Annotated in this window: 26 protein-coding genes; 5 read left to right on the top strand and 21 right to left on the bottom strand. The window is 73.0% G+C overall.

The window, feature by feature from the left end:
• Window positions 1-77: 77 nt before the first annotated feature.
• The 3 genes from ACFV9T_RS21620 to ACFV9T_RS21610 form a co-directional block, all read right to left on the bottom strand.
• Window positions 78-302, bottom strand: coding sequence for a hypothetical protein (locus ACFV9T_RS21620; protein WP_385442710.1), 225 nt, complete (start codon window positions 300-302; stop codon window positions 78-80).
• Between the two features lie 8 nt (window positions 303-310).
• A complete protein-coding gene (locus ACFV9T_RS21615; RefSeq protein ID WP_385442707.1) occupies window positions 311-796 on the bottom strand; it encodes a helix-turn-helix domain-containing protein in 486 nt (161 codons plus the stop codon).
• A 199-nt stretch (window positions 797-995) separates the two neighbouring features.
• A complete protein-coding gene (locus ACFV9T_RS21610) occupies window positions 996-1,778 on the bottom strand; it encodes an MgtC/SapB family protein (protein WP_385442704.1) in 783 nt (260 codons plus the stop codon).
• 246 nt (window positions 1,779-2,024) lie between these two features.
• Here ACFV9T_RS21610 and ACFV9T_RS21605 point away from each other — a divergent pair, with 246 nt between their 5' ends.
• Complete coding sequence (locus tag ACFV9T_RS21605) at window positions 2,025-2,282, top strand: hypothetical protein (protein WP_385442702.1); 258 nt, start codon at window positions 2,025-2,027, stop codon at window positions 2,280-2,282.
• Window positions 2,283-2,332: 50 nt separating this feature from the next.
• Here the strand turns inward: ACFV9T_RS21605 and ACFV9T_RS21600 are convergent, their stop codons facing one another.
• The 10 genes from ACFV9T_RS21600 to infC all read right to left on the bottom strand — a co-directional run bounded on the left by ACFV9T_RS21600 (window position 2,333) and on the right by infC (window position 13,225).
• Window positions 2,333-2,863 carry an NUDIX hydrolase gene (locus tag ACFV9T_RS21600; protein ID WP_385442699.1) on the bottom strand — a complete coding sequence of 177 codons (531 nt, stop codon included), beginning with the start codon at window positions 2,861-2,863 and terminating at the stop codon, window positions 2,333-2,335.
• A 91-nt stretch (window positions 2,864-2,954) separates the two neighbouring features.
• Window positions 2,955-4,292 carry a transcriptional regulator gene (locus ACFV9T_RS21595; RefSeq protein ID WP_385442697.1) on the bottom strand — a complete coding sequence of 446 codons (1,338 nt, stop codon included), beginning with the start codon at window positions 4,290-4,292 and terminating at the stop codon, window positions 2,955-2,957.
• Window positions 4,293-4,318: 26 nt separating this feature from the next.
• Window positions 4,319-5,233 (bottom strand): PP2C family protein-serine/threonine phosphatase, encoded by a 915-nt coding sequence (locus tag ACFV9T_RS21590; RefSeq protein WP_385442694.1) that lies wholly within the window; start codon window positions 5,231-5,233, stop codon window positions 4,319-4,321.
• A gap of 229 nt (window positions 5,234-5,462) precedes the next feature.
• On the bottom strand, window positions 5,463-7,973 hold the full coding sequence (pheT, locus tag ACFV9T_RS21585; RefSeq protein ID WP_385442692.1) for a phenylalanine--tRNA ligase subunit beta: 2,511 nt from the start codon (window positions 7,971-7,973) through the stop codon (window positions 5,463-5,465).
• Complete coding sequence (pheS, locus tag ACFV9T_RS21580) at window positions 7,973-9,094, bottom strand: phenylalanine--tRNA ligase subunit alpha (RefSeq protein WP_385442689.1); 1,122 nt, start codon at window positions 9,092-9,094, stop codon at window positions 7,973-7,975. Before pheS ends, pheT begins: the two co-directional genes overlap by 1 nt.
• A gap of 153 nt (window positions 9,095-9,247) precedes the next feature.
• Complete coding sequence (locus tag ACFV9T_RS21575) at window positions 9,248-10,447, bottom strand: ATP-binding protein (RefSeq protein WP_385442687.1); 1,200 nt, start codon at window positions 10,445-10,447, stop codon at window positions 9,248-9,250.
• 41 nt (window positions 10,448-10,488) lie between these two features.
• Complete coding sequence (locus ACFV9T_RS21570) at window positions 10,489-11,319, bottom strand: TrmH family RNA methyltransferase (protein WP_385442686.1); 831 nt, start codon at window positions 11,317-11,319, stop codon at window positions 10,489-10,491.
• A 439-nt stretch (window positions 11,320-11,758) separates the two neighbouring features.
• Window positions 11,759-12,142 (bottom strand): 50S ribosomal protein L20, encoded by a 384-nt coding sequence (gene rplT / locus ACFV9T_RS21565; RefSeq protein ID WP_385442683.1) that lies wholly within the window; start codon window positions 12,140-12,142, stop codon window positions 11,759-11,761.
• Between the two features lie 105 nt (window positions 12,143-12,247).
• Window positions 12,248-12,442, bottom strand: a complete 195-nt coding sequence (gene rpmI / locus ACFV9T_RS21560) for a 50S ribosomal protein L35 (protein ID WP_385442681.1) — start codon at window positions 12,440-12,442, stop codon at window positions 12,248-12,250.
• 153 nt (window positions 12,443-12,595) lie between these two features.
• Window positions 12,596-13,225, bottom strand: a complete 630-nt coding sequence (infC, locus tag ACFV9T_RS21555) for a translation initiation factor IF-3 (protein WP_385442728.1) — start codon at window positions 13,223-13,225, stop codon at window positions 12,596-12,598.
• A gap of 432 nt (window positions 13,226-13,657) precedes the next feature.
• Between infC and ACFV9T_RS21550 the strand changes: the two genes are divergently transcribed.
• Window positions 13,658-14,020: a DUF1844 domain-containing protein gene (locus tag ACFV9T_RS21550; protein WP_385442679.1), complete on the top strand. Its 363-nt coding sequence runs from the start codon at window positions 13,658-13,660 to the stop codon at window positions 14,018-14,020.
• Between the two features lie 53 nt (window positions 14,021-14,073).
• On the opposite strand, the gene ACFV9T_RS21545 is transcribed toward ACFV9T_RS21550, so the two are convergent.
• A complete protein-coding gene (locus ACFV9T_RS21545) occupies window positions 14,074-14,868 on the bottom strand; it encodes an MIP/aquaporin family protein (protein ID WP_385442676.1) in 795 nt (264 codons plus the stop codon).
• 138 nt (window positions 14,869-15,006) lie between these two features.
• Window positions 15,007-15,741 (bottom strand): SseB family protein, encoded by a 735-nt coding sequence (locus ACFV9T_RS21540; protein WP_385442675.1) that lies wholly within the window; start codon window positions 15,739-15,741, stop codon window positions 15,007-15,009.
• 138 nt (window positions 15,742-15,879) lie between these two features.
• Between ACFV9T_RS21540 and ACFV9T_RS21535 the strand changes: the two genes are divergently transcribed.
• Window positions 15,880-16,851 carry a serine hydrolase gene (locus ACFV9T_RS21535; RefSeq protein ID WP_385442726.1) on the top strand — a complete coding sequence of 324 codons (972 nt, stop codon included), beginning with the start codon at window positions 15,880-15,882 and terminating at the stop codon, window positions 16,849-16,851.
• Window positions 16,852-17,122: 271 nt separating this feature from the next.
• Here the strand turns inward: ACFV9T_RS21535 and mycP are convergent, their stop codons facing one another.
• Together mycP and ACFV9T_RS21525 are read right to left on the bottom strand one after the other, a co-directional pair.
• Complete coding sequence (gene mycP / locus ACFV9T_RS21530) at window positions 17,123-18,325, bottom strand: type VII secretion-associated serine protease mycosin (protein ID WP_385442672.1); 1,203 nt, start codon at window positions 18,323-18,325, stop codon at window positions 17,123-17,125.
• Window positions 18,322-19,278 (bottom strand): hypothetical protein, encoded by a 957-nt coding sequence (locus tag ACFV9T_RS21525; RefSeq protein WP_385442671.1) that lies wholly within the window; start codon window positions 19,276-19,278, stop codon window positions 18,322-18,324. Before ACFV9T_RS21525 ends, mycP begins: the two co-directional genes overlap by 4 nt.
• 495 nt (window positions 19,279-19,773) lie before the next feature.
• Between ACFV9T_RS21525 and ACFV9T_RS21520 the strand changes: the two genes are divergently transcribed.
• Window positions 19,774-20,970: an amino acid deaminase/aldolase gene (locus ACFV9T_RS21520; RefSeq protein WP_385442669.1), complete on the top strand. Its 1,197-nt coding sequence runs from the start codon at window positions 19,774-19,776 to the stop codon at window positions 20,968-20,970.
• Between the two features lie 22 nt (window positions 20,971-20,992).
• Here ACFV9T_RS21520 and ACFV9T_RS21515 read toward each other — a convergent pair whose 3' ends face one another.
• The 4 genes from ACFV9T_RS21515 to ACFV9T_RS21500 form a co-directional block, all read right to left on the bottom strand.
• The gene (locus ACFV9T_RS21515) at window positions 20,993-21,958 is read right to left on the bottom strand and encodes a DUF2510 domain-containing protein (protein WP_385442725.1); all 966 of its coding nucleotides are present in this window, start codon (window positions 21,956-21,958) and stop codon (window positions 20,993-20,995) included.
• A gap of 93 nt (window positions 21,959-22,051) precedes the next feature.
• Entirely contained in the window at window positions 22,052-22,846 is a 795-nt protein-coding gene (locus tag ACFV9T_RS21510) for a 3-oxoacyl-ACP reductase (RefSeq protein WP_385442666.1), read from the bottom strand.
• Between the two features lies 1 nt (window position 22,847).
• Entirely contained in the window at window positions 22,848-24,254 is a 1,407-nt protein-coding gene (locus tag ACFV9T_RS21505; RefSeq protein ID WP_385442664.1) for an aldehyde dehydrogenase family protein, read from the bottom strand.
• A gap of 14 nt (window positions 24,255-24,268) precedes the next feature.
• Window positions 24,269-25,636, bottom strand: coding sequence for a glutamine synthetase family protein (locus tag ACFV9T_RS21500; protein ID WP_385442662.1), 1,368 nt, complete (start codon window positions 25,634-25,636; stop codon window positions 24,269-24,271).
• A gap of 101 nt (window positions 25,637-25,737) precedes the next feature.
• Here ACFV9T_RS21500 and ACFV9T_RS21495 point away from each other — a divergent pair, with 101 nt between their 5' ends.
• Window positions 25,738-26,508 (top strand): FadR/GntR family transcriptional regulator, encoded by a 771-nt coding sequence (locus ACFV9T_RS21495; RefSeq protein WP_385442660.1) that lies wholly within the window; start codon window positions 25,738-25,740, stop codon window positions 26,506-26,508.
• The last annotated feature ends 93 nt before the right edge of the window (window positions 26,509-26,601 follow it).

Genomic DNA, 26,601 nt, shown 5'->3' with positions numbered 1-26,601 from the left:
CACAGGTATCGCTTCTCTCCTACGCCGTCTCACGGGTGCGCCATTCCTCGGCTCGGAGATGTGTATAATATACATGGTCAGCCGTTGGTACGGGCGCGGGCGGCCGCTTCGGTGAGGACGGCGGCCACCTCGTCGGGGTGGGACAGGTGGGGTGAGTGGCCGGAGGGGACGCGGGCGCTGTGGGCGGCCTGCGCGGCCAGGGCGGGGTCGACACCGCTGAAGATGGACTCCTCCGCGTCGCCTGCCTTGACGGCCAGGCCGTCGGGCGAGTGGGTCCAGGTGGGCGGGAAGCCGCCGCCCATCCACTCCATCATCGAGGTGCCGGGGTCCAGCGCGAACGCGGCGATGTGGACGACGGCGCCACCGGCTCGTCGGTGTGCGCGAGAAGCCGTCTGGCCTCCAGTACGACGCGCTCGTCGATGACGTGTTTGACGGACTGCCCCGTCGCGGCCGTACAGGCCCGGCTGAGGGTCTTGACGGTGTAGCCGAGGCGGTCGGCGTAGTCGGCCGCGCGGCGGGTGGTGGCGAAGGAGCGTTCCAGCTCCGCGCGGAACCGGGCGTACACCTCCCCACCGGCGCGCGAGTCCCCGTCCCCGTCATGGTGTGGCAGCCGGTCGAGGTGCAACAGGACGGCGTGGTCGGCGCTCGTGCCGAGCTGTCGGCACACCGGGCCGTACCACGGGTCGAGCAGGCGGTCGGCACCGCTGAAGAGGGGCAGGAAGGACGGGGTGAACAGCAGGTGCGTGCCGTTGGTGGTGCCCGGCCGGACATAGCGCTGCACCTGGCCCGGGCGCACCCACAGGAGCGTGCCCGGACAGCGTGCTCAGGTCGATGATCTCGAAGCCGGGCACCCGCTGACGCGGCGGATGGAAACCCAGCCGGGGAATGGGGCCGTCCTGTGGACTACCCGTGGCACCCGGCTTTCCGACCCGCATCACCATCTCCACACGCCCTCTGACCACCGTGGCTGCTCCGCAGCCCATCCCCGGGCGTACTCATTCCGCGGTGTCCAGTTCGGCGCCCGCGTCGGCGGTGAGTACGCCCTGTAGTTCGGTGATCTGGCCGACCAGGCGCAGGACGTCGGCTCTGCCCTCAAGGGTGATCAGCACCTCGACGATGTCCGTTTCACCCGGTCTGGCCTCCTCCCCTTCCGCGCGGACGCTGCGGGTCAGCCGGTCCCGGCCCTTCCAGGGCGCCCGGTTCACCCGTACCCGCAGCACCCGGAAACCGGCGGCCGTGCACAACTCCAGGACGCGGGGCAGCAGTCCGCCGCCGACCCGGTAGGACAGCTGCAGCTCCCGCTGCTCGGCCGACAGGATCGCGGGCATATGGCGGGTGACCAGCGGATAGCCGCGCGCCACCAGGAAGTGGACCGCGGTGGCGGCGGTGGCCAGCAGGGGCAGGCCGCCGCCGCAGGCCATGCCGACCGCGCAGGTCAGCCAGATAGTCGCGGCGGTGGTCAGACCGCGGACCGCGTCCCGCCGGACGAAGATCAGGCCGCCGCCGATGAAGCCGATGCCCGAGACCATCTGCGCGGCCACCCGCGAGGGGTCCAGGTCGACGTGTTCGCGGCTCAGCACATCGCCGAAGCCGTACTGGGACACCTGCATGAACAGCGCGCTGCCCACGCCCACCAGGGTGTGGGTGCGCAGCCCGGCGCTCTTCTGCAGTACGGCCCGCTCCAGGCCGATCAGGGTGGACAGGAGTAGTGCCAGACCGAGCGCGGCGAACTGCCGCGCTCCCTGGTCGGCGAAGTCCCACATCGGAGCGGCGATCATGCGACCACTTCCCTCGGTTGCCCGGCCCCTCTCCTCCCCCAGAGCTACCCGGGGGCCGTCGCGCCACTCTGGCCGCGGCACGGCACAGGAAGCTGTCGCCGCCGGGTGCACGGCGCTGTTCGCACGGGGTGTGCGCCGGTGACTCACACACAATCCCCACACACGCTCCCGCACCCCTTGGTGATGCGATTGACTCGGAGCGTGAACAGTGCAGCACGGACGTACATCCGGAAGGGGAGCAAACCCGTGACCACCGAGCCCGAGCAGACCGCGTTAGCCGTGGAGCTCGCGGAACTCCGCCGGAGCGTCGAAGTGGGCTTCGCCCGCGTCGACGGCCGGCTCATCCTGCACGACCACCGCGGAGAGCAGTCGGAGGAGGAGCTGAACCAACTGGGCGGGCGCGTGCGCACCTTGGAGCACGGACGCTGGCCGCTGCCCTCCATCGCCGCTCTGACGGGGGTATCCGCGCTGGCGCTGACGGTGTGGCAGGCGGCGGGGCGCTAGTCGCGTTCGTACGAGCGCCCCGACGCCTGCCGTGGCCCGCGCGGTGGGGTTCAGCCCAGGCGGATGTGGTGGAGCAGCAGCAGGGCAGCCGCCATGTTCGCCGCGGGCACCTCACCGCGCGCGACCAGGTCGGGCACCAGCTTGAGCGGAACCCATTCGCGGCGGTCCGACTCGAAGTCGTCCTCCGGGGGGCCGACGTACTCGGCGTCCTCGGCCCAGTAGATGTGGTGCCGGGCGTCGGTGAGCCCGTTGGACGGCTCTACGGAGAGCAGATGGCGCAGCGGGCCGGGGCGCCAGCCCGTCTCCTCCTCCATCTCGCGCGCCGCCGCGCCCTCGATGTCCTCACCGTCCTCGACGACGCCCGCGGCCAGTTCCCAGCCCCAGGCGTCGGTGATGAAACGGTGCCGCCACAGCAGCAGTACTTCGTTCGCCTCGTTCACGACCGTCGCCACGGCCACCGGACGCAGCCGGATCAGATAGTGGTCCAGATGACGGCCGTCGGGGAGTCTGACGTCAGCGAGGTTGACCCGGAACCATCGGTTCTCGTACACGGTCTGCTCCGTGAGATTCTTCCATCGCACTGGTAGGCCACCTTCCGTCGGAGAGATGGCAATCCTCGGCCACCCGCTGACGAGGGCGCGGCCCCTATTCGGGCCGCGGTGGCGGCCACGGTCAGAACGGAACGCGCAGGGCCCCGTCGATGAGTTCCGCGGCCTCGGACGTCGCGGCGCAGTCGCTGGAAGCCAGGTGCTCGCGTACCGCGCGGAGCCGGTCGCGTAACCGCTGGGATTCCATCCCACGGGCCCGTTCGGTCATCTCGACGGCCGTGGCGCCCGCCCGGTCCGCGTCTCCCTGGCGCAGTTCGATGTGGGTGAGCATGGCGAGCCGGTGCACCCGCCCCCGGTCGTGGGCGGGTGTGCCGACCGCGGCGGTGGCGTGTTCCCGGGCGGCGCCGAGGTCGCCGAGGCTCAGCAGGGCCTCCGCGACCTGGATGTTGACCAGGCCCGGCTGCACATAGCCGGTCTCGTCCGGCTCCTGGCCGGGTCTGATGCGGTCGGCCGCGGTCTCGGCGCGGCGGATGCAGGCCAGGGCGCTGTGGCCGTCGCCGAGCCGTGCGTACGACTTGGCCTGCATCGCGTACAGGTCGGCGGCCAGCGCCGGGGTGATCTGGGAACCGGCGGCGCGCAGGGCCGATTCGGCGAACGCGACGGCCTGCCGGTACTCCTTCATGAACAGGGACTGGGTGACGAGCAGCGCTATCACGTACGCGCCGAGCCCCCGGTCCCCGCTGGCCTTGGCGAGCCGCAGCGCCTGGTGGAAGTAGCGCTGGGCGAGGCCGTGGGCGTTGGAGTCGTACGCGCAGATCCCGGCGATGGCGACGAGTCCGCCGGTCGCCCGGTGCAGCTGGCGGCCCATGTCGTCGGCGTAGGCGCCGCGCAGCAGGGGCGCGGTCTCGGAGTTGAGGAAGCCGACGACGCGGGTTCTGGTCGCGATGCCGCCCGCCTTGCGGTACATCTGCTCGTAGTGGGCGCGGGCGGCGCGCAGCATCTCGACGTCGGTCATGGACACGCGCGTGAGGCCGTGGCGGGAGACGTCGGAGTCCTCGGGCGGGTTCTCCCATTCCCACACCGGGATCACGGCGGGCGTGCCGGTGACCGCGGCGGCTCCTATGACGTGCGGGCGCTGCTGTTCGTCGGAGCGCCACAGCGCGGTGGCGCGCTCGACGAAACCGGAGAGCGAGGTGGCGGGGGCGCGCGGGGTGCCGGGGGTGCCGAGGCCGATGTCGTCCAGGGTGAGGGCGCGGTGCAGCCGCTCGCCGAGCACCTCGCAGATGAGGTCCGGCACTTGGCCGCGCGGCCGCTGCCCCTTCAGCCAGCGGGCCACCGCGGTGTGTTCGTACCGCAGCTTCATGCCCCTGGCCCGGCCCGCCTCGTTGATGTGCGCGGCCAGCCCGGCGTGGGAGATTCCGGCCTCGTCGAGTACGGAATCGAGCAGTGTGTTGGGCTCCATGTCGCCCTCCCCGGTGGACTCTGCGCCTATGAGCGTAGTGAAGTCCCTTTCACACGGGGTGTGAAGCTCGCGGGCAGCGGGCAGCGGTCGTTGCGCAGCGCCACCAGGGCGATGTCGTCGGCGAGCCGCCCGCCGGTATGCCGCAGCACCGCCGCCCGCACCGCCGCCACGACCGCCGCGGGGATGATGGGGCCGCTGCCCGCGGCCTCGCCGAGGGCGTGGCGCAGCGGGAAGAACGTGCCGTGGGCGTCGCGCGCGTCCTCGGCCCCGTCGGTGTGCAGGACGAGCGCGTCGCCGGGGCGCAGGGCGGTGCAGCGCGCCAGGGGCAGTTCGGCGGGGAGCGGGAAGAGGCCGAGCGGGGGCAGTACGTCGCCGGGGGTGGTCTGCCGGGCCGTCGCCGGGCCCACGGGCTGCTCGTGGAGCCGGTACGGCCAGGGGTGGCCGCAGTTGAGCGCGGTCACCTCGCCGCCGGGGCCGATCTCCAGCAGCAGGACGGTCACGAATTCCTCGCCGTGGTCGTCGCCGAGGTGGCGGCGCAGCGCCCGGTCCAGCCGTCGCAGGACACCGGCGAGTTCGGCCTCCTCGTGGGCCGCCTCCCGGAAGCTGCCGAGCACGGCGGCGACGGTGCCGATGGCGGCGAGGCCGTGGCCGCGTACGTCCCCGATGACGGCGCGGACGCCGTGCGCGGTGGCCAGCACCTCGTACAGATCGCCGCCGACCGAGGCGCCACGGCTGGCCGACAGATAGCCGCCCGCCATCTCGATCCCGTCCAGCCGGGACGGCAGCGGCCGCAGCACCGCTCCCTGCGCGGCGGCGGCCACTTCACGCGCCCGCTCCAGCTCCCGGACCAGCCGCGCCCGGCGGCCTCGATGTGCGTACGAGACGACGGCCCAGAGCAGCCACACCCCCGCGAGCGCGAGGCCCACCTCGATCCCGATCATGCGCAGCCCCCACTCCAGCCAACGCAACGATTCTCACGACAGCGACTGCCAAAAGGACCAGCCCCCTCCGATTCCCACCCGATCAGGTGAACTTGCGGGCAATCGTTCCGCCGGGGCGGAACGGGTGGGCACAACCCACCCACCGGCCCGCACCCGCGCACGAAACCCCAGGTGGCAACGCGAAGGGGCGCACCCCGAAAACGGGGTGCGCCCCTTCGAGGGGGAGCCGTCAGGCGCCGCGCAACACGGCACCGGTACGCTCGGCAGCCACGGCCACCGCCGCGTCGCGGGCCACCGCGATCTCATCGGCGGTCAGCGTCCGGTCCGGCGCGCGGAAACGGAGCGCGTACGCCAGGGACTTCTTGCCCTCGCCGAGCTGCTCGCCGGTGAAGACGTCGAACAGACGCAGGGATTCGAGCAGTTCGCCCGCCCCCTCCCGCAGCGCCTTCTCGACGTCGGCCGCCGCGGCCGAGTCGTCCACCACGAGGGCGACATCCTGGGTGGCCACCGGGAACGTGGACACGTGCGGAGAGGTCACCGCGCCGCCGCCCGCCCGCTCCAGGCGGTCCAGCTCGATCTCCATCGCGCAGGTGCGCTCCGGGAGGCCGAGCGCCTTGGTGACGCGCGGGTGCAGCTCGCCCGCGTTGCCGACGAGGATCTCCTCGCCGTCGACGACGGCGAGGAGCGCGGCGCAGCGGCCCGGGTGCCAGGGGTCCTGCTGATCCTGGCGGACGATCAGCTCGACGCCCGCCTCGCGGGCCACGGTGCGGCCCGCCTCGACGGCGTCGGCCCAGCTGACCGGGGTGCCGTTGCCCCACCAACCGGCCTGCTGCCGGTCGCCCGCGAGGACGGTGGCGGCGCGGCGCGGCTGGCTCGGGAGGGCGGCGTCGAGCCGGGCGATCTCCTCGTCCGTCGGCCGGTGATCGACGGGGAGGCGGACGGCCGGGGGCTCGTCGCCGGTGGCGCGGAAGACGAGGCCGGTCTCGAAGAGCGCGAGGTCGTGCTCACCGCGCCCGGCGTTGCGGCGCAGCGCGGCGAGCAGCCCCGGCAGCAGGGTGGTGCGCAGCGCGGGCTCGGCGTCGGAGAGCGGGTTGACCAGACGGACCAGGTCGCGCCGGGGGTCGTCGGCGGCGAGACCGAACTGGTTCAGCACCTCCTCGCCGATGAACGGGTAGTTCAGCGCCTCGACGTACCCGGCCCCGGCCAGCGCCCGGCCGACCCGGCGGTGCAGCCGCTGACGCTCGGTCAGCCCACGCCCTGAGGGCGGCTGCGGCAGGGTGGCGGGCAGGTTCTCGTAGCCCTCCAGCCGGATGACCTCCTCGGCGAGGTCGTTCGGGTCGCGCAGGTCGGGCCGCCAGCTGGGCACGGTGACGGTGAGGTCGTCCGCGCCGTAGACGTCGCAGCCGATCTGCTGGAGGCGCCGGACGACGGTCTCGCGGCCGTACGCGACACCCGCGACCCGGTCCGGGTGGTCGGCGCGCAGCGTGATGGTGTGCGGGGCGCTGGGCGAGAGGATCTCGGTGACGCCCGCCTCGGCGGTGCCGCCCGCGAGCAGCACCAGCAGGTCGACGGTGCGCTGCGCGGCCGCGGAGGTGGCCTCCGGGTCGACGCCGCGCTCGAACCGCTTGGACGCCTCGGAGGACAGCTTGTGGCGGCGGGCGGTGCGGGCGATCGAGACCTGGGCGAAGTGCGCGGACTCGATGACGACCTCGGTGGTGCGGGCCGCCTCGGTGGCGTCGGCGATCTCGGTGTTGGCGCCGCCCATGACACCGGCGAGGCCGATCGGCCCGCTGTCGTCGGTGATGACCAGGTCCTCGCCGTCCAGGACGCGCTGGGTGCCGTCGAGGGTGGTGAGCTTCTCGCCCGGCTCGGCGCGGCGCACGCCGATCGCGCCGGTCACCCGGGAGCGGTCGTAGGCGTGCAGCGGCTGGCCGATCTCCAGCATCACGTAGTTGGTGATGTCGACGGTGAGCGAGACGGGCCGCAGGCCCGCCTTCTGCAGCCGCCGCTGGAGCCAGATCGGGGAGTTCGCCTCGGGGTCGATCCCGGTGACCGTACGGGCGGTGAAGCGGTCGCAGCCGACCGGGTCGGCGACCTTGACCGGGTAGCCGTGGCTGTTGGGCGCGGGCACGTCCAGCAGGGCCGGGTCGCGCAGCGGCAGCTCGTACGCGGTGGCGGCCTCGCGGGCGATGCCGCGCATCGACAGGCAGTAGCTGCGGTCGGGGGTGACCGCGATGTCTAGGACCTCGTCGACGAGCTGCAGCAGCTCGATCGCGTCGGTGCCGACCTCGTACTCCGGAGGCAGCACGATGATGCCGCCGCTGCCGTCGTCGCCCATGCCCAGCTCGTCGCCGGAGCAGATCATGCCGTGCGAGGTCTTGCCGTACGTCTTGCGCGCGGAGATCGCGAAACCGCCGGGCAGTTCGGCGCCGGGCAGGACGACGACGACCTTGTCGCCGACGGCGAAGTTCCGGGCGCCGCAGACGATGTTCTGCTGCTCGCCCGTGCCGTTGGCCTGGCCCACGTCCACCTGGCAGTAGCGGATGGGCTTCTTGAACCCCTCCAGCTCCTCGATGGCCAGCACCTGGCCGACCACCAGGGGGCCCTTGAGACCGGCGCCGAGCTGCTCGACCGTCTCGACCTCAAGGCCTGCGGCGACGAGTTTGGCCTGCACGTCGCGGCCGGTCTCACCGGCCGGCAGGTCGACGTACTCCCGCAGCCACGAAAGCGGGACCCGCATCAGATCTCCATCCCGAAGGGCCGGGTGAAGCGCACGTCACCCTCGACCATGTCTCGCATGTCTTCCACGTTGTGCCGGAACATCAGCATCCGCTCGATGCCGAAGCCGAAGGCGAACCCGCTGTACTTCTCCGGGTCGACGCCGCAGGCGATGAGCACCCGGGGGTTGACCATGCCGCAGCCGCCCAGCTCGATCCAGCCCTCGCTGGAGCAGGTGCGGCACGGGCGGTCCGGGTTGCCGACGGACTCGCCCCGGCACACGTAGCACCGCATGTCCATCTCGGCGGACGGCTCGGTGAACGGGAAGAAGTTCGGCCGCAGCCGGGTGGTCATGCCCTCGCCGAACAGCGCCCGCACCATGTGGTCGAGCGTGCCCTTGAGGTCGGCCATGGTCAGGCCCTCGTCGATGGCCAGCAGCTCGACCTGGCTGAAGACGGGGGTGTGGGTGGCGTCCAGCTCATCCGTGCGGAACGTGCGGCCCGGGCAGATCACATAGATCGGCGGCTTCCGCTCGATCATCGACCGGATCTGCACCGGCGAGGTGTGGGTACGCAGCACCACCCCGGACGGCTCGTCCTTCTCGGCCCCCCGGACGAAGAACGTGTCCTGCATCTCGCGGGCCGGGTGGTCCGGCGGAAAGTTGAGGGCGTCGAAGTTGAACCACTCCGCCTCGACCTCCGGGCCCTCGGCCACCTCGTAGCCCATGGCCACGAAGACGTCCTCGATGCGCTCGGAGAGCGTGGTGATCGGGTGGCGGGCCCCGGCCGGGGTGCGGTCGTACGGCAGTGTGACGTCCACCGCCTCCTCGACCAGCACCCGGGCGTCGCGCTCCGCCTCCAGCTCCGCCTGCCGGGCCTTCAGGGCCTGGGTCACCTGGCCGCGGGCCTGGCCGACGCGCTTGCCCGCGTCCGCCTTGGCGTGCGGCGGCAGGGCGCCGATCTCGCGGTTGGCGAGGGCGAGCGGCGAGCGGTCGCCGGTGTGGGCGACCTTCACCTCGCGCAGCGCTTCGAGATCCCCCGCGGCGGCGATGGCGTCCAGCGCCTCGTCCCGCATCCGGGCGATCTCTTCCGGTTTCAGTGCCTCGACCTCGACAGGGTCGTACGACTTATTGGGTGCCGACATCTCTTCCCGTGTTTCGTTGCTGGCTGCGCGACCCCACTCGACCGCTGCGACGCTTGCTACCACGAGCGACCGCGGAGGGACGCCAAAGGTGCCAAAGCCCGAGTCTAAGGGGCGCGGGGTATCCGCTGTTGCGCGGGAAGCCCGTGGGGACGGTCAGGCCAGATAGGCCGGGGTGCCCACGGGCAACGTAAATCGGAACTCGGCGCCGCCCCCGGCGGCCCGTCCGACGGTGATCGCCCCGCCGTGCGCCTCGACGATGCCCTTGACGATGTAGAGCCCGAGGCCGGTGCCGCCGCGCTTGCTGCCCCGCCAGAAGCGGGTGAACACGCGGCTCATCGACTCCTCCGGGATACCGGCGCCTTCGTCGCTCACGGTGATGGCGGTCCTCTCCACGATCGGGCCGTCCGCCGCCGGGCGGTGCGGTGCGGGGGCCACCTCGATGGTGACGGTTCCCTCGCCGTGGCGCACCGCGTTTTCCAGCAGGTTGCCCAGCACCTGGTCGATCTTGTCCGGATCGGCCCACAGACCGGGCAGCGGGCCCCGCACCTTGATCAGGAACCGCTCGGCGGTTTGCCCGGCCGCGCTGAGCGCCTGCACATGGCGGCGCACGGCGGCCGCGACGTCCACCGGCTGACGGCGCACCTCCAGGCGGCCGGAGTCGATCCGGGAGATGTCCAGCAGCTCCGCGATCAGGCGGGTGACGCGGTTGGCGTCGGAGTCGACCGTCTCCAGCATCAGCCGCTTCTGGTCGTCGGTGAACCGCTCCCACTTCGCCAGCAGGGTGGCCGTGAAACCTTTCACGGAGGTCAGCGGGGACCGCAGCTCATGCGCCACGGTCGCGATCAGCTCGGCGTGGCTGCGCTCGGTGCGGCGCCGGGCCTCGGTACCGCGCAGAGAGACAACGAGGCGGCGCACGGGTCCGGTCGGCCGCTCACGTACGTAACGGGCCGAGACCAGGACCTCGTGGCCGCCGGGCAACAGCAGATTGCGCTCGGGCTGGCCGACGCGGGTGGCCAGCCCTCCGTACGGATCGGTCAGCGCCCACCAGCGCCTACCGTCCAGGTCCTCTAACGGGAGCGCGCGCTCCAGCCGCTGGCCGATGGCGTCCGCCGGGCGGATGGCGGTGATGCGGCCCGCCGCCGCGTTGAAGCAGGTGACGTGGCCCGTCTCGTCGGCGACCACCAGGCCGTCCGGCAGGTCGTCCGGGTGCAGGCCGAGCGCGGCCAGCGCCTCGTACGGGTCGTGCGCGCCGCGCGCCCCCGTGCCGGGCTCTCCGCCGGGGCTCGGCAGCGTCCGTCCGGGCGCGTGGGCATCGGCAGCGGCCGCCCCGGCGCCGGAGGTCCTGACGTCCATCCCCACACCCCCTCCTGGGCCTCGTGTGGGGGCAAACCCTACTAGGTCCCGGTCACGGAACGGCACCCTGTGGGAGCGCGCTGCGCACGAGCGGAGGCGTAGAGGCACACGGCGGCGGCTGTCGCGAGGTTGAGGCTTTCGGCTCTGCCGTGGATCGGAACGCGCACCACCTCGTCCGCGAGTGCGCGGGTAGCCTCCGGGAGGCCCCAGGCCTCGTTGCCGAAGATCCAGGCGGTGGGCGCGCCGAGCCGCTCGTCGTCCAGCTCCTCGTCCAGATCGCGCTCCCCCGCGCCGTCCGCCGCGAGCACCCGCGCCCCGGCCGTGCGGAGGCCGTCGACGGCCTGCTCGACGGGGACGCCGGTGGCCACCGGGAGGTGGAAGAGCGAGCCCACGGAGGCGCGCACCGCCTTGGGGTTGTACGGGTCCACGGAGGCGTCCGTGAACACGACGGCGTCCGCCCCGGCGGCGTCCGCGCACCGCAGCACGGTTCCGGCGTTGCCCGGGTCGCGGACGTTCGCCAGCACGGCGACCAGGCGGGGGCGGGCCCGCAGGATCTCCTCGAACGGCGAGTCCAGGAAGCGGCAGAGGCCGACGATGCCCTGGGGGGTGACCGTGTCGGACATCTCCGCGATCACCTCGTCGGAGGCGGTCAGGACCGGGATGCGGGCGGCGTGGGCGGCCTCCACGATGGCGGTGTGGCGGTCCGCCGCCTCGGGGGTCGCGTACACCTCGACCAGGTGCGCGATGGCCTCGCGGACGGCCTGCGGGCCCTCCACGATGAAGCGGCGCTCCTTGCCGCGGAAGCTGCGCTTGGCGAGCCGTCTGGCCGCGGTGACGCGCGGCGATCGCAGGGACGTCAGCTCGGGGGTCATGGGGTTGCGCCTTCTCGTGTCGCGGTGTGGTGGTGGGTGCGGGCCGGTTCTTCCCCTACCCCGCCCCTTCCCGAAACCGGGGGAACCCCCCGGCCCCCGGGCAGGAGCCGCCGGGGCGGGCAGGCGCTGGGATGTGCCTCGCACGGTCTCGTTGCCGGGTGCGGGCCGGTGGGTGGCGTTGCGCCCACCCGTCCCGCCCAGCGGGACGATTGCCCGCAACCATGGCAGCTGCCGCCCGGCGGGGGCACGGATGTCGCCCCGTTGTGGGCAATCGTTCCGCCGGGGGGGCACTTCCCAGCGGTAGCTGGGGGAGGAACGGGTGGGCACAACCCGGCCACCGGGCCACACCCGGCTGCGAAGCCCCAGGGGGGACATGCGTGGACCCGCAGGTGATCACTCACCTGCGGGTCCACGCAGCCGGTAACGCTCAGCTGCGGCGTCAGGCGGCCTTCGGCGCGTTGACGTCGCTCGGCAGCGCCTTCTGCGCCGCCTCGACCAGCGCGGCGAACGCGTTGGCGTCGTTGACCGCGAGGTCGGCGAGGATCTTGCGGTCCACCTCGATGTTGGCGGCCTTCAGACCCTGGATGAAGCGGTTGTACGTCATGCCGTTGGCGCGGGCAGCGGCGTTGATGCGCTGGATCCACAGCTGCCGGAAGTCGCCCTTGCGCTTCTTGCGGTCGTTGTAGTTGTAGACCAGAGAGTGGGTGACCTGCTCCTTGGCCTTGCGGTACAGGCGGGAGCGCTGGCCCCGGTAGCCGCTGGCCTGGTCGAGGATCGCCCGGCGCTTCTTGTGGGCGTTGACTGCCCGCTTGACGCGTGCCACTTGTTTAACTCCTTGTACGGGGCCGCGGTTGACTCACACGGCCCGGAAACGAATAGGTCCCGGTCGGCCTGACGCGCGCCCCGCCGGTTCGGCGGGGCGGGTGCGTCACTTGCCGAGAAGCTTCTTGATCTTCTTGGCGTCGGCGGGGGCCATCTCGGTCTTACCGGCCAGGCGGCGCGTCAGCGTGGACGGCTTGTGCTCGAGAAGGTGGCGGCGACCGGCGCGCTGGCGCATGACCTTGCCGGAGCCGGTGACCTTGAAACGCTTGCTGGCACCGCTGTGCGTCTTGTTCTTCGGCATGTCGCCGTTCACTCCTCGTCGGGGCGCTGTCCGGGCGGCCGGAGGCGCGGCGGGTACCGCGGTCCGGCGTACGGAAGCGTCCTGTGTTTCGGTTGGTGTCCGGGACCCGGCAGAGTCCCGTACGGGTGGGCGGTCGAGGCTCGCGCCTCGTGGTCACGCCTCGGCGGGCTCCTCGGCGGGCTCCGTGGCGGTCTCCTCCGCGTGGCCGACGCCCTGGCGCTCGGCCTTGCGGGCGGCCTGGGCCTCACGGGCCTCGGCCATCGCCTCGGTCTTCTTCTTGTGCGGACCGAGAACCATGATCATGTTTCGGCCGTCCTGCTTGGGGTTGGACTCCACGAAGCCCAGCTCCTGGACGTCCTCGGCGAGCCGCTGCAGCAGCCGGAAGCCCAGCTCCGGCCGGGACTGCTCACGGCCGCGGAACATGATCGTGATCTTGACCTTGTCGCCCTGCTTGAGGAACCGGACGACGTGACCCTTCTTGGTGTCATAGTCGTGCGGGTCGATCTTCGGCCGGAGCTTCATCTCCTTGATGACCGTGTGCGCCTGGTTCTTGCGCGCTTCACGGGCCTTCATAGCCGACTCGTACTTGAACTTTCCGTAGTCCATGAGCTTGCAGACCGGCGGGCGAGCGTTCGCCGCCACCTCGACGAGGTCGAGGTCGTACTCCTGCGCAAGCTCCAGGGCTTTGGCAAGCGGCACAATGCCGACCTGCTCGCCGCTGGGACCGACGAGTCGCACCTCGGGGACGCGAATCCGGTCGTTGATGCGGGGCTCGGCGCTGATGGATCCTCCTCGGTTGCACCACGCGACCGCCTGGCGGACTGCCGCGTTACGTCTGTATAGAGACCACCGAGCCGAGAAAACACAAAATGCCCCGGACGGTACACATGCGGGGCTCCTCACTGACCGGGAGCACCGCCGCGATGTCACCACGGGGCGCAGCCTGACCGATGACCTGCCGACCTGAGGTCGGGAGGTGGGAGTGCGGAGCCTCCACTTGTGGGCCGGACACGCGAGTGACCGGCCGGTCGTTTATCTACGATACCAGGACCCTCGCGGGATGCTCACCCGGCGGGTATCGGAGGGGTACCGGGCAGCGGCCGGGGGCTCGTCGTCCATGTCACACACCCGGTTCCCCCGACCGGTACGAGCGGTCCTCGAGCGGCGTCCTAGGGTGGAGCCCATCATCCACCAGGAAGCGAGCCTTCGACCACCATGAGCGACGCCAACAGCGGGCAGCCGACCCCCGACTTCGACCGTATGACCCGTGACATCGCGGACGTACCCGCGGTCGAGGTGATCACGACGGTCGCGGTGCACCTGATGAGCGCCGCGGCGGTGAACCTGGGGCTGGCCGAGGAGGGCCCGCAGCACAAGGACCTGGACGAGGCGCGCAAGCTGATCAGCGCGCTCGCCGGTCTGATCACGGCGAGCGCCACCGAGATCAGCTCCTTCCACGCGGCCCCGCTGCGGGACGGCCTCAAGTCGCTTCAGCTCGCCTTCCGCGAGGCGTCGGCCGTCCCGGACGAGCCGGGGCAGGGGCCGGGCGAGAAGTTCACCGGCCCGGTCTACCCGTAACCGGGCCGGTCACTCCGCCCGTAACCGGGCCCCTCACTCCGTAGGTCCCCGGGTCACGCCGCCTTCGGGCCCTTCGCCTCGGGGCCGCCCGCCTCCGGGCGGTGCCCGCCGCGCATCCGGCCCCACGGGCCGGGCCGCGGCTCCGTGGCCTGCTCCTCGGCCTGGGCCGCCGGGTGGAGATGGGTGAACCGGTGGACGACGGCCGCGAGCACTCCGCCGACCAGGGGCGCGATCAGGAACACCCACAGCTGGGAGAGCGCCCCGCCGCCCGCGAACAGCGCCGGGCCCAGGCTGCGCGCCGGGTTGACGGACGTCCAGGTCAGCGGGATGCCGACCAGGTTCACGGCGGCGAGCGCGAGCCCCACCGGCACCGGTTCGATCCCGGTCATCGTCAGCTTCTGGGTCACCGTGAGGAAGACGAAGACCAGCAGGAACGTCAGCAGCACCTCGGCCAGGAAGGCCCCGCCCGCGCCGATGCCCACCGGGGAGCGGCCGCCGTAGCCGTTGCTGCCGAACGCGTCGTCCGTGCGCAGCCTCGGCACCTGCTTGGCGAGCAGATAGAGCACGGCGGCGCCGACGATCCCGCCGACCAGCTGCGCGATCCAGTACTCGGCGGCCTTGCGGATGTCGATCCGCCCGGCCAGCAGCACGCCCAGGGTGACCGCCGGGTTGATGTGGCAGCCCGAGATGCGGCCGAACGCGTAGGCGATCGCGATGAGGATGAAGCCGAAGGCGAGCGAGATGCCGACGGCGTTGATGTAGTCGCCCGCCAGGACCAGGGAGCCGACCCCGAAGAGGACCAGCAGCGCGGTTCCGGTGAACTCCGATACGACCGTTCTCGTCTCCATGGCGTTCTCCTCGCATCGCTCGGACCGCCAGTTGCCCTATGCATTGTGGGGCGTATCGGGGGATTTCGCCTGCCGGTGACCGCTCCACCGCAGGTCAGCGGTGGTTTCGGCGGGCCTGTGTCAGCGGCTTCAGCGGCTTCAGCGGCTGAAGAGGGGTTCCCCGGGCACCGTCGCGTCCGGCGGCAGCAGGGCCAGGGTCAGCCCGCGCACCAGCCGGGCCCGCAGCGTCTCGTCGGCGGCCAGCGCGCCCGCCACCCGCTGCGCCGTCTCGCGCGCCGGGGCGTGCGGGGACAGGGCGAGCGCCAGCATGCCGTCGGCGTCGGCGGCCGGGGCCAGATGGGCCCGTACGACCTCCGGTTCGGCGGCCAGCACGGTCCGTACCGCCTCGGCGACCGCGGGGTCGGCCAGCGGGTCGGCGCTGGTCCGGCCCTCGGCGAGGGCGAGCAGGGCGGGCCCGGTGAGCTGGTACGGCACCGGTCCCGCGAGGTCCAGCACCACGGTGTCGGCCTTCTCGTGCGCGGCCGCCTCCAGCGCCTGCCGCAGCGGTACGGCGACGGGGCGGGCGTCCGGGCGCCAGCGGGCCAGGGTCTCCAGCGAGGTGAACGCGGGCAGGGCGCGGCGGCCGCCGGGCGCCTCCAGTGTGGGCACCGCCATGTCGCTCGTCTTCTCGCGCCGCAAACCGTCGGGCCCTTCCTCGACCTCGCCGAGCAGGGCGACCACGGGGACGAGCAGCCGCGCCTCGGTAAGGGCGGCCAGCACCTCGGGTTCGGCGGTGCGGTCGTCGGCCCAGGCGGCGAGCGCCGCGGTCAGGCGGGCGTCGGCGGAGCCGTCGTCGCCGGAGAAGCCGGGGTCGGGAATGTTCTTGAGCGCCACTCCACGAGGGTATCGGGGCCGCCGTGAGGTCTTTCTCATGGGTTGTTCATCACCTTGGCCCCCGTCGCGTGGCGGGGCCGTCTAGCCTCGCCCTCCATGAGGACCGACACGTCTGGGGGGATGTCTGGGGGGATGGGGATGGACCGGGGCCGCGGCCCCGGTCGAAGAGCGCGCCGCCCGGCCGTGATCGCGACCGTGACGGCGCTCGCGGCGACCCTGCTGGGGTGCGGGGCGGCCACCAGTACTCCGGCGAAGGCCCAGCTGCGGCCGAGCGCCGGGCCGCGCTGTGCGGCGGGCGACATCCAGGGAGGCGGCGTGGAGCGGGTGACCGGGGCCGTGACGCCCGAGGCGGCATCGGCGGCACCGCCCGCCGCCTCGGCCCGTACGCTCCGTACGGCGCTCACGCACGCGCTGGCCCCGGTGACGCGCGACTGCGACGGGGAGTTCGCGGTGGCTCTCCTGGACACCCGGTCGGGCGCGAGCGCCTCGTACGGGAACCGCGCGTACGACACGGCGAGCATCGTCAAGGTCGGCATCCTCGCGTCGCTGCTGCTCAAGGCGCAGGACGAGCGGCGCGGGCTGACCGCGAAGGAGCGCGACGCCGCCACCGTGATGATCGAGCACAGCGACAACAAGGCGGCGACCGCCCTGTGGAACGTGATCGGCGGCGCCGACGGCCTCGACGCGGCGCAGCACCGGCTGGGTCTCACCCGCACCCACGGCGGCCGGGCGGGCCTGTGGGGGCTGACCCGGACCACCGCCGCGGATCAGCTGAAGCTGCTGCGCGCGGTGTTCGGTGACGGCTCGGCGCTGAACGCGGATTCGCAGGCGTACATCCGGAAGCTGATGGGCCGGATAGCCAGCGGCCAGGACTGGGGCGTCTCGGCCGCCGCCGACGCGGGCGCGGGCACTCGCCTGAAGAACGGCTGGCTGCCGCGCAGCACGACCGGCCTGTGGGACGTCAACAGCATCGGCCAGGTCACCGCGAGCGGGCACACCTACCTGGTGGCGGTGCTCTCAGACGGCAGCAAGAACATGAACACCGGCGTGGCCCTGGTGGAACAGGCCGCCCGAGCCGCCGTAGGCGCGGCCAACGGGCTGCGGGCGTAGGAGCGCAGGTTCCGCGGAGCCGCCCAGCGCGCACCGCGCGTGGGGGCGCGTGCCGCACGGCGGCGGGCAGACGCCCCGCCAACGCCCTCCGCGCGCCCACGGCAGGCGGCTCGCATGGTGGCGCGCGGCACGCCGGGGCGGCCAGCGCCGCCCGGGGCTCCCGGGCATGTACCGACCGCCCGGCGCGTCGTACGCGCCGGGGCAGGTGTGGCGCGCAGCGCGGAGGCAGCGGGCGGGGGCGCGTACGGGGGCGGGCAGCGCCGGATGGTGCTCAGCGTGCTGTGAAGCGGCGCAGGGCTCGGGGGGTGGGCAGGGGGCCCTTGCCTCGCCATACGGCTATCGCGGCTGCCACCAGGGCCGCACCGGCGATGGCCGCGAACAGGGCCGTCTCGTTGAGGCCGGACTTGTCGTCGGAGGTGCCGGTCAGGGTGGGGCCGGAGCCGAAGAAGCGGCGGGAGGACGACGCGGCGGCGGGTTGCTGGGGTTCGGGTTTCATCGTCTTCGCCGCCTTGAGGGCGGCCGCCGCGTCCACCACGCCCGCGCCCAGCTCGTCGCTGTGGCCACCGGAGGGGCGGCTTCGGGCGGTCTGTTCCAGCAGCTGCCGGACCTGGCGTGGGCTCAGGTCGGGGTGGGCGGAGCGGATGAGGGCGGCGGCGCCGGAGACGAACGCGGCGGCGGCGCTGGTGCCCCAGCCCTCGTAGTAGCGCTTGTCGGGGTCGGCTATGACCACGTCGACGCCGGGCGCGGCGACGGTGGCGTACCAGCGGCGGGTGGAGAAGGCGGCGCGGTTGCCGTAGCGGTCGACGGCGGTCACCGCGATCACGCCGGGGTAGGCGGCCGGGTAGGAGACGCGGTCGCCCTTGTCGCCGCCGTTGCCCGCGGAGGCGACGACGACGGAGCCCTTGCGCAGCGCGTACTGCACGGCGGCGTCCTCGGCGGGCTCGGGGTGGGCCGAGGCGCTGTCGTCGCCGAGGGACAGGTTGATCACGTCGGCGCCGTGGTCGGCGGCCCAGCGGATTCCCTTCGCGAGCGCGAAGCCCCGGGAGCTGCGGGCCTTGGCGCGCTGCGGGTCGCCGTCCTCCAGGATCACCCGCACCGGCAGGATCTTGGCCTTGGGCGCGACGCCCATGACGCCCTCGCTGTCGCCCGCGCCGTGGCCGCTGGCGGCGACGATGCCCGCCATCGCGGTGCCGTGGCGGGCCCAGGGGCGGTCGCCGCGCTCGGCGCCGAAGCCGATGAGGTCCTTGCCGGGCAGCACTTGTCCCTTGAGGTCGGGGTGCTGGTCGTCGACTCCGGTGTCCAGGACGGCGACGGTCGTGCCCGCGCCCTGGGTGGTCTGCCACGCCTGGCGGGTGTGGAGGGCGTCGAGCGCCCACTCCTGGGCCTGGATGCCGTCGGCCTGCGCGGGGGTGACGGGTATCAGGGTCAGCCCGGCGGCGGCGAGGCTCACGGCGACGCGTCGCGCGGTCCTCATGAGCCGCTCCCCCGCTCGGGGGAGCGGGACAGGGCGCGGCGGAAGGCGTCCTCGGTCGCGTCGGCGATGCCGCGGGCGTCGTTGCCGAGGCCGGACTGGGCGGGGGCGGAGGTGGCGCCGCGCCGGGTCGCCTCGTCCGCCGACTGCGGGTCGGTGACCTTACGGCCGTCGGCGAAGCCGGAGACCGAGAAGATGACGGCGGGGGCATCGGTCAGGACGCGGATGCGCCAGCTCGCCCGCTGGTCGTCGCCGAAGCGGGCGGCGGCGGTGCCCTTCCCGGCGTACGGACGGGGCATCAGGTCGGTGCGTTCGGCCAGCTTGTCGGCGGTGAAGCGCTCCCGCAGGGCCTTCATCCCGGCGGGGTCGGCCGAGGTGATCAGCAGGCCCACAGTGGTGACGCTGGTGCTGGTGGCGTCGGTGTAGGTGGCGCGCAGCAGGCGTTCGCAGCCCACCGGGGAGAGCGCCTTGGTGAGCAGCGGGTCGAAGCCGCCGCCGCAGCTGCTGTCGGGGGCGACCGCGATGCGGGTCCAGAGGCGGTCGGCGCCGCCGGGTCCTTCGCCCTTGCCGCGCAGGGTGCGGGGGAAGAGGTCGTCCACCGGGGCGCTGTGCCAGGCGGCGCGCGCGGTGGTGTAGTTGTCGGCGGTGGAGGGCGCCGTATCGGGGCTGTCGCCGAGCCAGGTGCCCGCGGCGGCGCCGCCGAGCAGTCCGAGGCCGAGGACGAGGGCGACGGCGGCGGCCACCGTGCGGCTGCGCGGGCGGTGGTGGCCGGTTCCGGCGCTCGGCGCGGTGGCGGGGCGCGGCGGGGCGCCGGGCGGTGGCGGCAGGCGGGTCGGGTCGGCGTCGGGGGCGTACCGGCCGCCGGGACGGCCGGTGTTCTTTCCGTGCGGGCCGGTGTCGCGTCCGCCCCGGGTGGCGCCCCGGGGGAAGGGGACCTTCGCCGGGGCACCGAACACGGGGGTGTCCGGGTCAGGTACGAAATCGGGGGAGCCGGAGCCGGGCGGCCCGACACGCGGTGGCGGGCCGAACCCGGGCGGGCCCACGCGGGGCGGCGGCCCGAAGCCGGGCGGGGCGCTGGGCGGGGTCGCGTTGCGCGGCTGCGGGGTCGCGGTGCGCGGCGGGGTCGCGTTGCGCGCCGGGGGCGCGGACCGGGGCGTGGGCGCTGTGCGCGGGGGGTGCGCAGGGCGAGGTGGGGGCGTACGACGAGAAGAGTGCGCCTGTTCCGCGTCCGCGCTCACCGGCACCCCCATGCGCCCATCGAGACCTGGTCCACGTCGCTCCGTCCGGTTCTCGCGCCGCCCCACCGCCTTTCGGGCAGGCGGGCCCGAATACGGACATCACGCCGCTGACCTGCCGGTCGTGGCGTGCGCGACACTCTACGGGGCACCGGGCACCCTCCGCATCGGCTGCCCTCTACCCAGCGGTAATCACGGTCTGGCAAGCTTCATCGCATGTCCGCTTCCGCCGCTGACCGGGCCCGTTACGACCGGGCCACCTCCCATCTCGAAGCGCCTGTGGCGATTGTCGACCTGAGGGCCTTCGACGACAACGCACGCGACTTGGTACGCCGGGCGGGAGGCAAGCCGATCCGGGTCGCCAGCAAGTCGGTACGGTGCAGGGCGCTGCTGGAACGGGTCCTGGCCCGGGACGGCTTCGCGGGGATCATGAGCTTCACGCTCGCGGAGTCCCTGTGGCTGGCCCGCGAGGGCTTCGACGACGTCCTGCTCGCGTACCCGTCCACCGACCGGGACGGCTACGCCACCCTGACCAGCGACCCCAAGCTCGCCGCCGCCGTGACCGTCATGGTGGACGACATCAGCCAGCTCGACCTGATCGAAAGCGTGCGCGCCGGGACCGAAGTGGTCCGGGTCTGCCTGGAGTTGGACACCTCGTTGCGGATGCTGGGCGGCCGGGTCCGCGTCGGCGCCCTGCGCTCACCGCTGCGCACCCCCGAGCAGCTGGCCGCGCTGGCGCGGGCGGTCGAGCGCCGCCCCGGCTTCCGGCTGGTCGGACTGATGGGCTACGAGGGCCATGTCGCCGGGGTCGGCGACGCGGTGAGCGGCCGTCCGCTGCGCTCCCGCGCGATCCGGCTGATGCAGAGCACGGCGCGCCGGGAGCTGGCGACCCGCCGGGCGGCGGCGGTCCGGGCGGTCCGGGCGGTGGCGGACCTGGAGTTCGTCAACGGCGGCGGCACCGGCAGCGTGCAGCACACCGCCGCCGAGGACGCGGTGACGGAGATCGCCGCCGGGTCCGGGCTCTACCAGCCGCGGCTGTTCGACAACTACACGTCCTTCCGCGGCCGCCCGGCCGCCCTCTTCGCCCAGCCGGTGGTGCGCCGTCCGGGCGTGGGCGTGGTGACCGTACTGGGCGGCGGCTACCCGGCGTCCGGGGCGGCGGGCCCGGACCGGCTGCCGGTGCCGTATCTGCCGGAGGGGCTGGCTTACGACCCGCAGGAGGGCCCGGGCGAGGTGCAGACCCCGCTGCTGGGCACGCCCGCCGACGATCTGCTGATCGGCGACAAGGTGTGGTTCCGGCACGCCAAGGCCGGTGAGCTGTGCGAGCGTTTCGCGGCGCTGCACCTCGTCGAGGACGATCGGGTGGTGGACTCCGTACCGACGTACCGGGGTGAGGGGCACACCTTCCTCTAGGACGCCTTCCTCTAGGACGGCGCTAGATGGACCGGCCGTCGCCCGCCAGCGCCTCGATGCCCTTGACGATCTCGTCCATGTCGCCGAGCGGCGGCGCCTCGTCGCTCACGTCGAAGCCGAAGCGCACCAGGACCATGGTGTCGGGGACGGTGGGCGACGGGAAGGCGAGCGACTGGACGTACCCGTCGTCGCCCTTCTTCGTCATCACCTTCCAGCGCACCAGATAGCCCTTCTCCCCCGCGACGTCGACCGCCTCCTCCTTGAGCGGCTTGTGCGAGGTGATCCCGCCGTACGCCTTGCGGTCGGTGTCCTCGTCCGTGCCGTAGGACTCCTCGGCGTTCTGGGCTATGTCCTCCTCGGCGATGCCCTTGGCGGTGTCCGCCTTGAAGCCGCTGGCGGTCCGGGAGAAGGCGCCGCCGCGTACGCAGTCGGTGGACGGGTCGTTCGGGCACGGGTAGCGCGAGGTGGTCACGCCCGCGCCGCCCGCGCTGCTGCGGCCCGCCTGCCAGCCCGACAGCACGGGCAGGGTGATGCCGCTGGCGGCGTCCGGGGCGGCGCTCGGATCCTCGGTCGGCGGCGCGCTGGGGCCGTCGGTGGGCAGGCCGGACGGGGCGTCCGAGGGGGCGTCGCCGCCGCCTCCGGGCGGGGCGGGGGCGGTCGGCAGCGGGTTCGCGCGGTCGCCGTCCGAGCCGTCCCCGCTGTCGCCCAGCAGCACGATGCCGCCGATGATCGCGGCGACCACGGCCCCCACCGACAGCGCGAGCACCGCGACCCGGGGGCCGCGGCCGCCCCGGCCGCCGTCCTGGCCCGGCAGATAGCCGGGCACGGGCGGCGGGCCGAAGGGCGAGTCCGGGCCGAAGGGCGAGTCCGCCGGGGCGTTGGCGCCGCGCGTGTACTCGGTCCAGGTGGACCCGTCCCACCACCGATGCAGCGCGGGGCCGTTACCTGTGTAACCGGGATCGGGATACCAGCCCGGGGGCGTGTTCATGCTCACGCGGTCACCCTATGGCCACGGATCGGCTCCGTACACCGGGGTTGCGCGGACTGCGCGCCCGGCCACAAAGCGGTGCCACGGGGCGGTCTACAGCGGCGTGACGTACGCCCCGGCGATGCCGCCGTCCACCAGGAACTCGGCCGCGTTGATGAACGACGAGTCGTCGCTGGCCAGGAAGGCGACCGCGGACGCGATCTCCTCCGGCTCGGCGAACCGCCCCACCGGTACGTGCACCAGGCGCCGCGCCGCCCGCTCCGGGTCCTTGGCGAACAGTTCCTTCAGCAGTGGAGTGTTGACCGGCCCCGGGCACAGCGCGTTGACCCGGATGCCCTCGCGCGCGAACTGCACGCCCAGCTCGCGCGACATCGCCAGCACGCCGCCCTTGGATGCGGTGTAGCTGATCTGCGAGGTCGCGGCGCCCATGACGGCCACGAAGGACGCCGTGTTGATGATGGACCCCCTCCCCTGCTGCCGCATGTACGGCAGCGCGGCCTTGCAGCACAGGTAGACGGAGGTGAGGTTGACCTCCTGGACCCGCTTCCAGGCGTCAAGACCGGTGGTGAGGATCGAGTCGTCGTCGGGCGGCGAGATGCCCGCGTTGTTGAACGCCACGTCGACCGAGCCGTAGGTGTCGTACGCGGTCTTGAACAGCGCCTCGACCTGCTCCTGATCGGTCACGTCCACCGGGACGTAGAGCCCGCCGACCTCGTCGGCCGCGGCCTTGCCCGCGGACTCGTCGATGTCGGCGCAGACGACGTGCGCGCCCTCGGAGGCGAAGCGGCGCGCGGTGGCCAGGCCGATGCCGCTGCCCGCTCCGGTGATGACGGCGGTACGGCCCACCAGGCGGCGGCACACGGGGGTGTCGGTTTCGGTCTTGCTCACGTCACTGCTCCTCGGTGCTGTTCTCGGTGCTGATGAACACGTTCTTGGTCTCGGTGAAGGCGGTCAGCGCGTCGGGGCCCAGCTCCCGGCCGAGGCCGGACTGCTTGTAGCCGCCGAACGGGGTCGCGTAGCGCACGCTGCTGTGCGAGTTGACGGACAGGTTCCCGGCGGCGACGGCGCGCGAGACGCGCAGCGCGCGGCCCACGTCGCGGGTCCAGATCGAGCCGGAGAGGCCGTAGTCGGTCGCGTTGGCCAGCCGTACGGCGTCGGCCTCGTCCTCGAAGGGGAGGACGACGGCGACGGGTCCGAAGATCTCCTCCACGGCGGTACGGTCACCGGGCGCGGTGGCCTCCAGGACGGTCGCCGGGTACCAGAAGCCCTTGCCGCCGGGGGCCTCGCCACGGATGGCGGCGGGCGCGTCCTCGGGTACGTAGGACCGTACGCGCTCCCGCTGCGCGGCCGAGATCAGCGGGCCCATGGCGGTGGCGGGGTCGGCCGGATCGCCGACCGCGAAGGACTGTACGGCGGGCTCCAGCAGCTCCATGAACCGGTCGTAGACGCGGCGCTGGACCAGGATCCGGCTGCGAGCGCAGCAGTCCTGGCCGGTGTTGTCGAGGAACGAGCCGGGGGCGGCGCTCGCCGCGGCCTCGATATCGGCGTCGGCGAAGACGATGTTGGGGCTCTTGCCGCCGAGTTCGAGCGTCACGCGCTTCACGCCCGCCGCGCACTTCGCCATGATCTCCTTGCCGACGGCCGTCGACCCGGTGAAGACGACCTTGGCCACACCCGGGTGCTCGACCAGCGCGGCCCCGGCCACCGGACCGGCGCCGGGCAGCACCTGGAACAGCCCCTCGGGCAGCCCGGCCGCGAGGGCGAGTTCGGCGAGCCGCAGGGCGGTCAGCGGGGTGGTCTCGGCGGGCTTGAGAAGGACGGCGTTGCCCGAGGCGAGGGCGGGCGCGGTGCCCCATCCGGCGATCGGCATCGGGAAGTTCCACGGCGCGATGACGGCGACCACGCCGAGCGGTTCGTGGAAGGTGACGTTCAGGCCGCCCGCGACCGGGATCTGGGCGCCGCTCAGCCGCTCCACGCCCCCGGCCGCGTACTCCAGCAGATCGCGGACGTTGCCCGCCTCCCAGCGGGCGTTGCCGATGGGGTGGCCCGCCTCGCGGACCTCCAGCGCGGCCAGTTCCCCGATGTGGTCGTCCACGGCGGCGGCGAAGCGGCGCAGCAGCCGGGCCCGGTCGGCGGGGGCGAGGGCGGCCCAGCCGCGCTGGGCGGTGGCGGCGCGGGCGACGGCGGCGTCCACGTCGCCGGGGGTGGCGGCCGGGACGGTGGCGATGACCTCCTCGGTGGCCGGGTTGAGGATGTGGTGCTCGTGGGGGTTCTCGCGGGGGTTCTCGTGGGGCATGGTCGCGTTCCTCATCACATGCGCTCGAAGGACCGGAAGCGTTCCCAGTCGGTGACGGCGGTGTCGTACGCCTCCTGCTCGACACGGGCCATGTTGAGGTAGTGCTCGACCACCTCGTCGCCGAAGGCGGCCCGCGCTATGGGGCTGGCCTGCCACAGGTCGGCGGCGTCGCGCAGCGAGGTCGGCACGTGTTCGGCGTCGCCGGTGTAGGCGTTGCCGGTACAGACCTCGGGCAGCTCCAGCTCGTGCTCGATCCCGTAGAGCCCGGCGGCCACCATTCCGGCGACGGCGAGGTACGGGTTGACGTCGCCGCCGGGGAGGCGGTTCTCGAACCGGTGCGCCTGGCCGTGGCCGATGACGCGCAGCGCGCAGGTGCGGTTGTCCGGGCCCCAGGCGACGGCGGTGGGCGCGAAGGAACCGGGCCGGAAGCGCTTGTAGGAGTTGATGTTGGGCGCGTAGAGAAGGGTGAAGTCGCGCATCGCGGCGATCTGCCCGGCCAGGAAGTGGCGCATGGTCTTCGACATGCCGTACGGGCCCTCGTCGTCCGCGAACACGGGGTGCCCGGCCTCGTCGCGCAGCGAGAGGTGGATATGGCAGGAGTTGCCCTCGCGCTCGTCGTACTTGGCCATGAAGGTGAGCGCCGTGCCCTCCTGGGCGGCGATCTCCTTGGCGCCGGTCTTGTAGATGACGTGCTGGTCGCAGGTGGTCAGCGCGTCGTCGTAGCGGAAGGCGATCTCGTGCTGCCCGAGGTTGCACTCGCCCTTGGCCGACTCGACGGTCATCCCGGCGGCGCCCATCTCGTTGCGGATGCGGCGCAGCAGCGGCTCGACGCGGCCGGTGCCGAGGATGGAGTAGTCGACGTTGTACTGGTTGGCGGGGGTCAGCCCTCGGTAGCCGCTGTCCCAGGCCTGTTCATAGGTGTTGTTGAAGACCATGAACTCCAGCTCGGTGCCCGCGTACGCGGTCCAGCCGCGCTCCGCGAGCCGGTCGAGCTGGCGGCGCAGGATCTGCCTCGGCGAGGCGACGACGGGCGAGCCGTCGTGCCAGGCGAGGTCCGCGGTGAGCATCGCGGTGCCGGGGTTCCAGGGGGTGCGGCGCAGGGTGGCGGTGTCGCCGTGGAGGGCGAAGTCGCCGTAGCCGCGTTCCCAGGAGGACATGGCGTAGCCGCCGACGGTGTTCATGTCGGCGTCGACGGCGAGCAGGTAGTTGCACCCCTCGGTGCCGTGCTCCAGGGCATCGTCGAGGAAGAAACGGGCGGCGAACCGTTTGCCTGCCAGTCTGCCCTGCATATCGGTGAAGGCCAGGACGACGGTGTCGATCTCCCCGGCGGCGACGAGCCTGGTCAGCTCGTCGACCGAAAGCGGGGGCGTGCGGTCTGCCACGGTGGTGCCTCCTGGCTGCGGACGGACGGGGGTGGGGGGCTCGGGGTGGCCTTAAGGTAATACCGCAGACCATTGATTGGGAAGGAGGTGCGGACGGTTCCATGAGCGGGAGTTCCATGAGCGGGAGTGAGAGCGGGGGCGCGGGCAGGGGCGCGGGCGGCGACCGGCTGGCGCCGGTGCTGCGCCCGGTGCGCGCCGGGAACGGCTTCGAGGAGGCCCTTGAACAGATACTCCAGGTCGTACGGCTGGGGCTGGTCCCCGACGGCGGCCGCCTCCCGGCCGAGCGCGAGCTGGCGGAGCGGCTGCGGATCAGCCGGGTGACCCTGCGCGAGGTGCTGAAGGTGCTCCAGGACCAGGGGGTCGTGGAGAGCCGCCGCGGCCGGTACGGCGGCACCTTCGTACGGGCCCGGCCGGAGCCCGCCGCGGGCGGCGAGGACGAGCTGCGGCGACGGATCGAGGCGGTGGACGTCGAGGACACGCTGCGTTTCCGGGAGGTCCTGGAGGTCGGCGCGGCCGGGCTGTGCGCCGCCCACGGACTGGACGGCGGCCGGGCCGCGCGGCTGCGCGCCGCCCTGGACGCGACGCGCGACGCCCCGCTGGCCGACTACCGGCGGCTGGACACGATGCTGCACCTGACCCTGGCGGAGCTTGCGGGCTCGCCGTCGCTGGCCGCCCAGTACGCGGGCGTCCGCGCCACCGTCAACGATCTGCTGGACTGCATCCCGCTGCTGGTACGGAACCTGGAGCACTCCCAGGCCCAGCACGGCGCGCTGGTGGAAGCGGTGCTGGACGGGGACGCGGACGGGGCGCGCGAGGTGATGCGGGAGCACTGCGAGGGCACGGCGGCGCTGCTGCGCGGGTTCCTGCCGTAACCGCCTTTCTGCTCCGGGGGTCTTGCGCGGACCGTCCCTCTACGGCAAAGGTATGCCCCCACACCAATCCCCACCCCCGTTTGCGCCCGTCCC

This window comes from Streptomyces sp. NPDC059850, from assembly GCF_042731515.1.
Taxonomy (GTDB): domain Bacteria; phylum Actinomycetota; class Actinomycetes; order Streptomycetales; family Streptomycetaceae; genus Streptomyces.
Note: the sequence above shows the minus strand (reverse complement) of the source record. Positions and strands in the feature narration are given on the sequence as shown.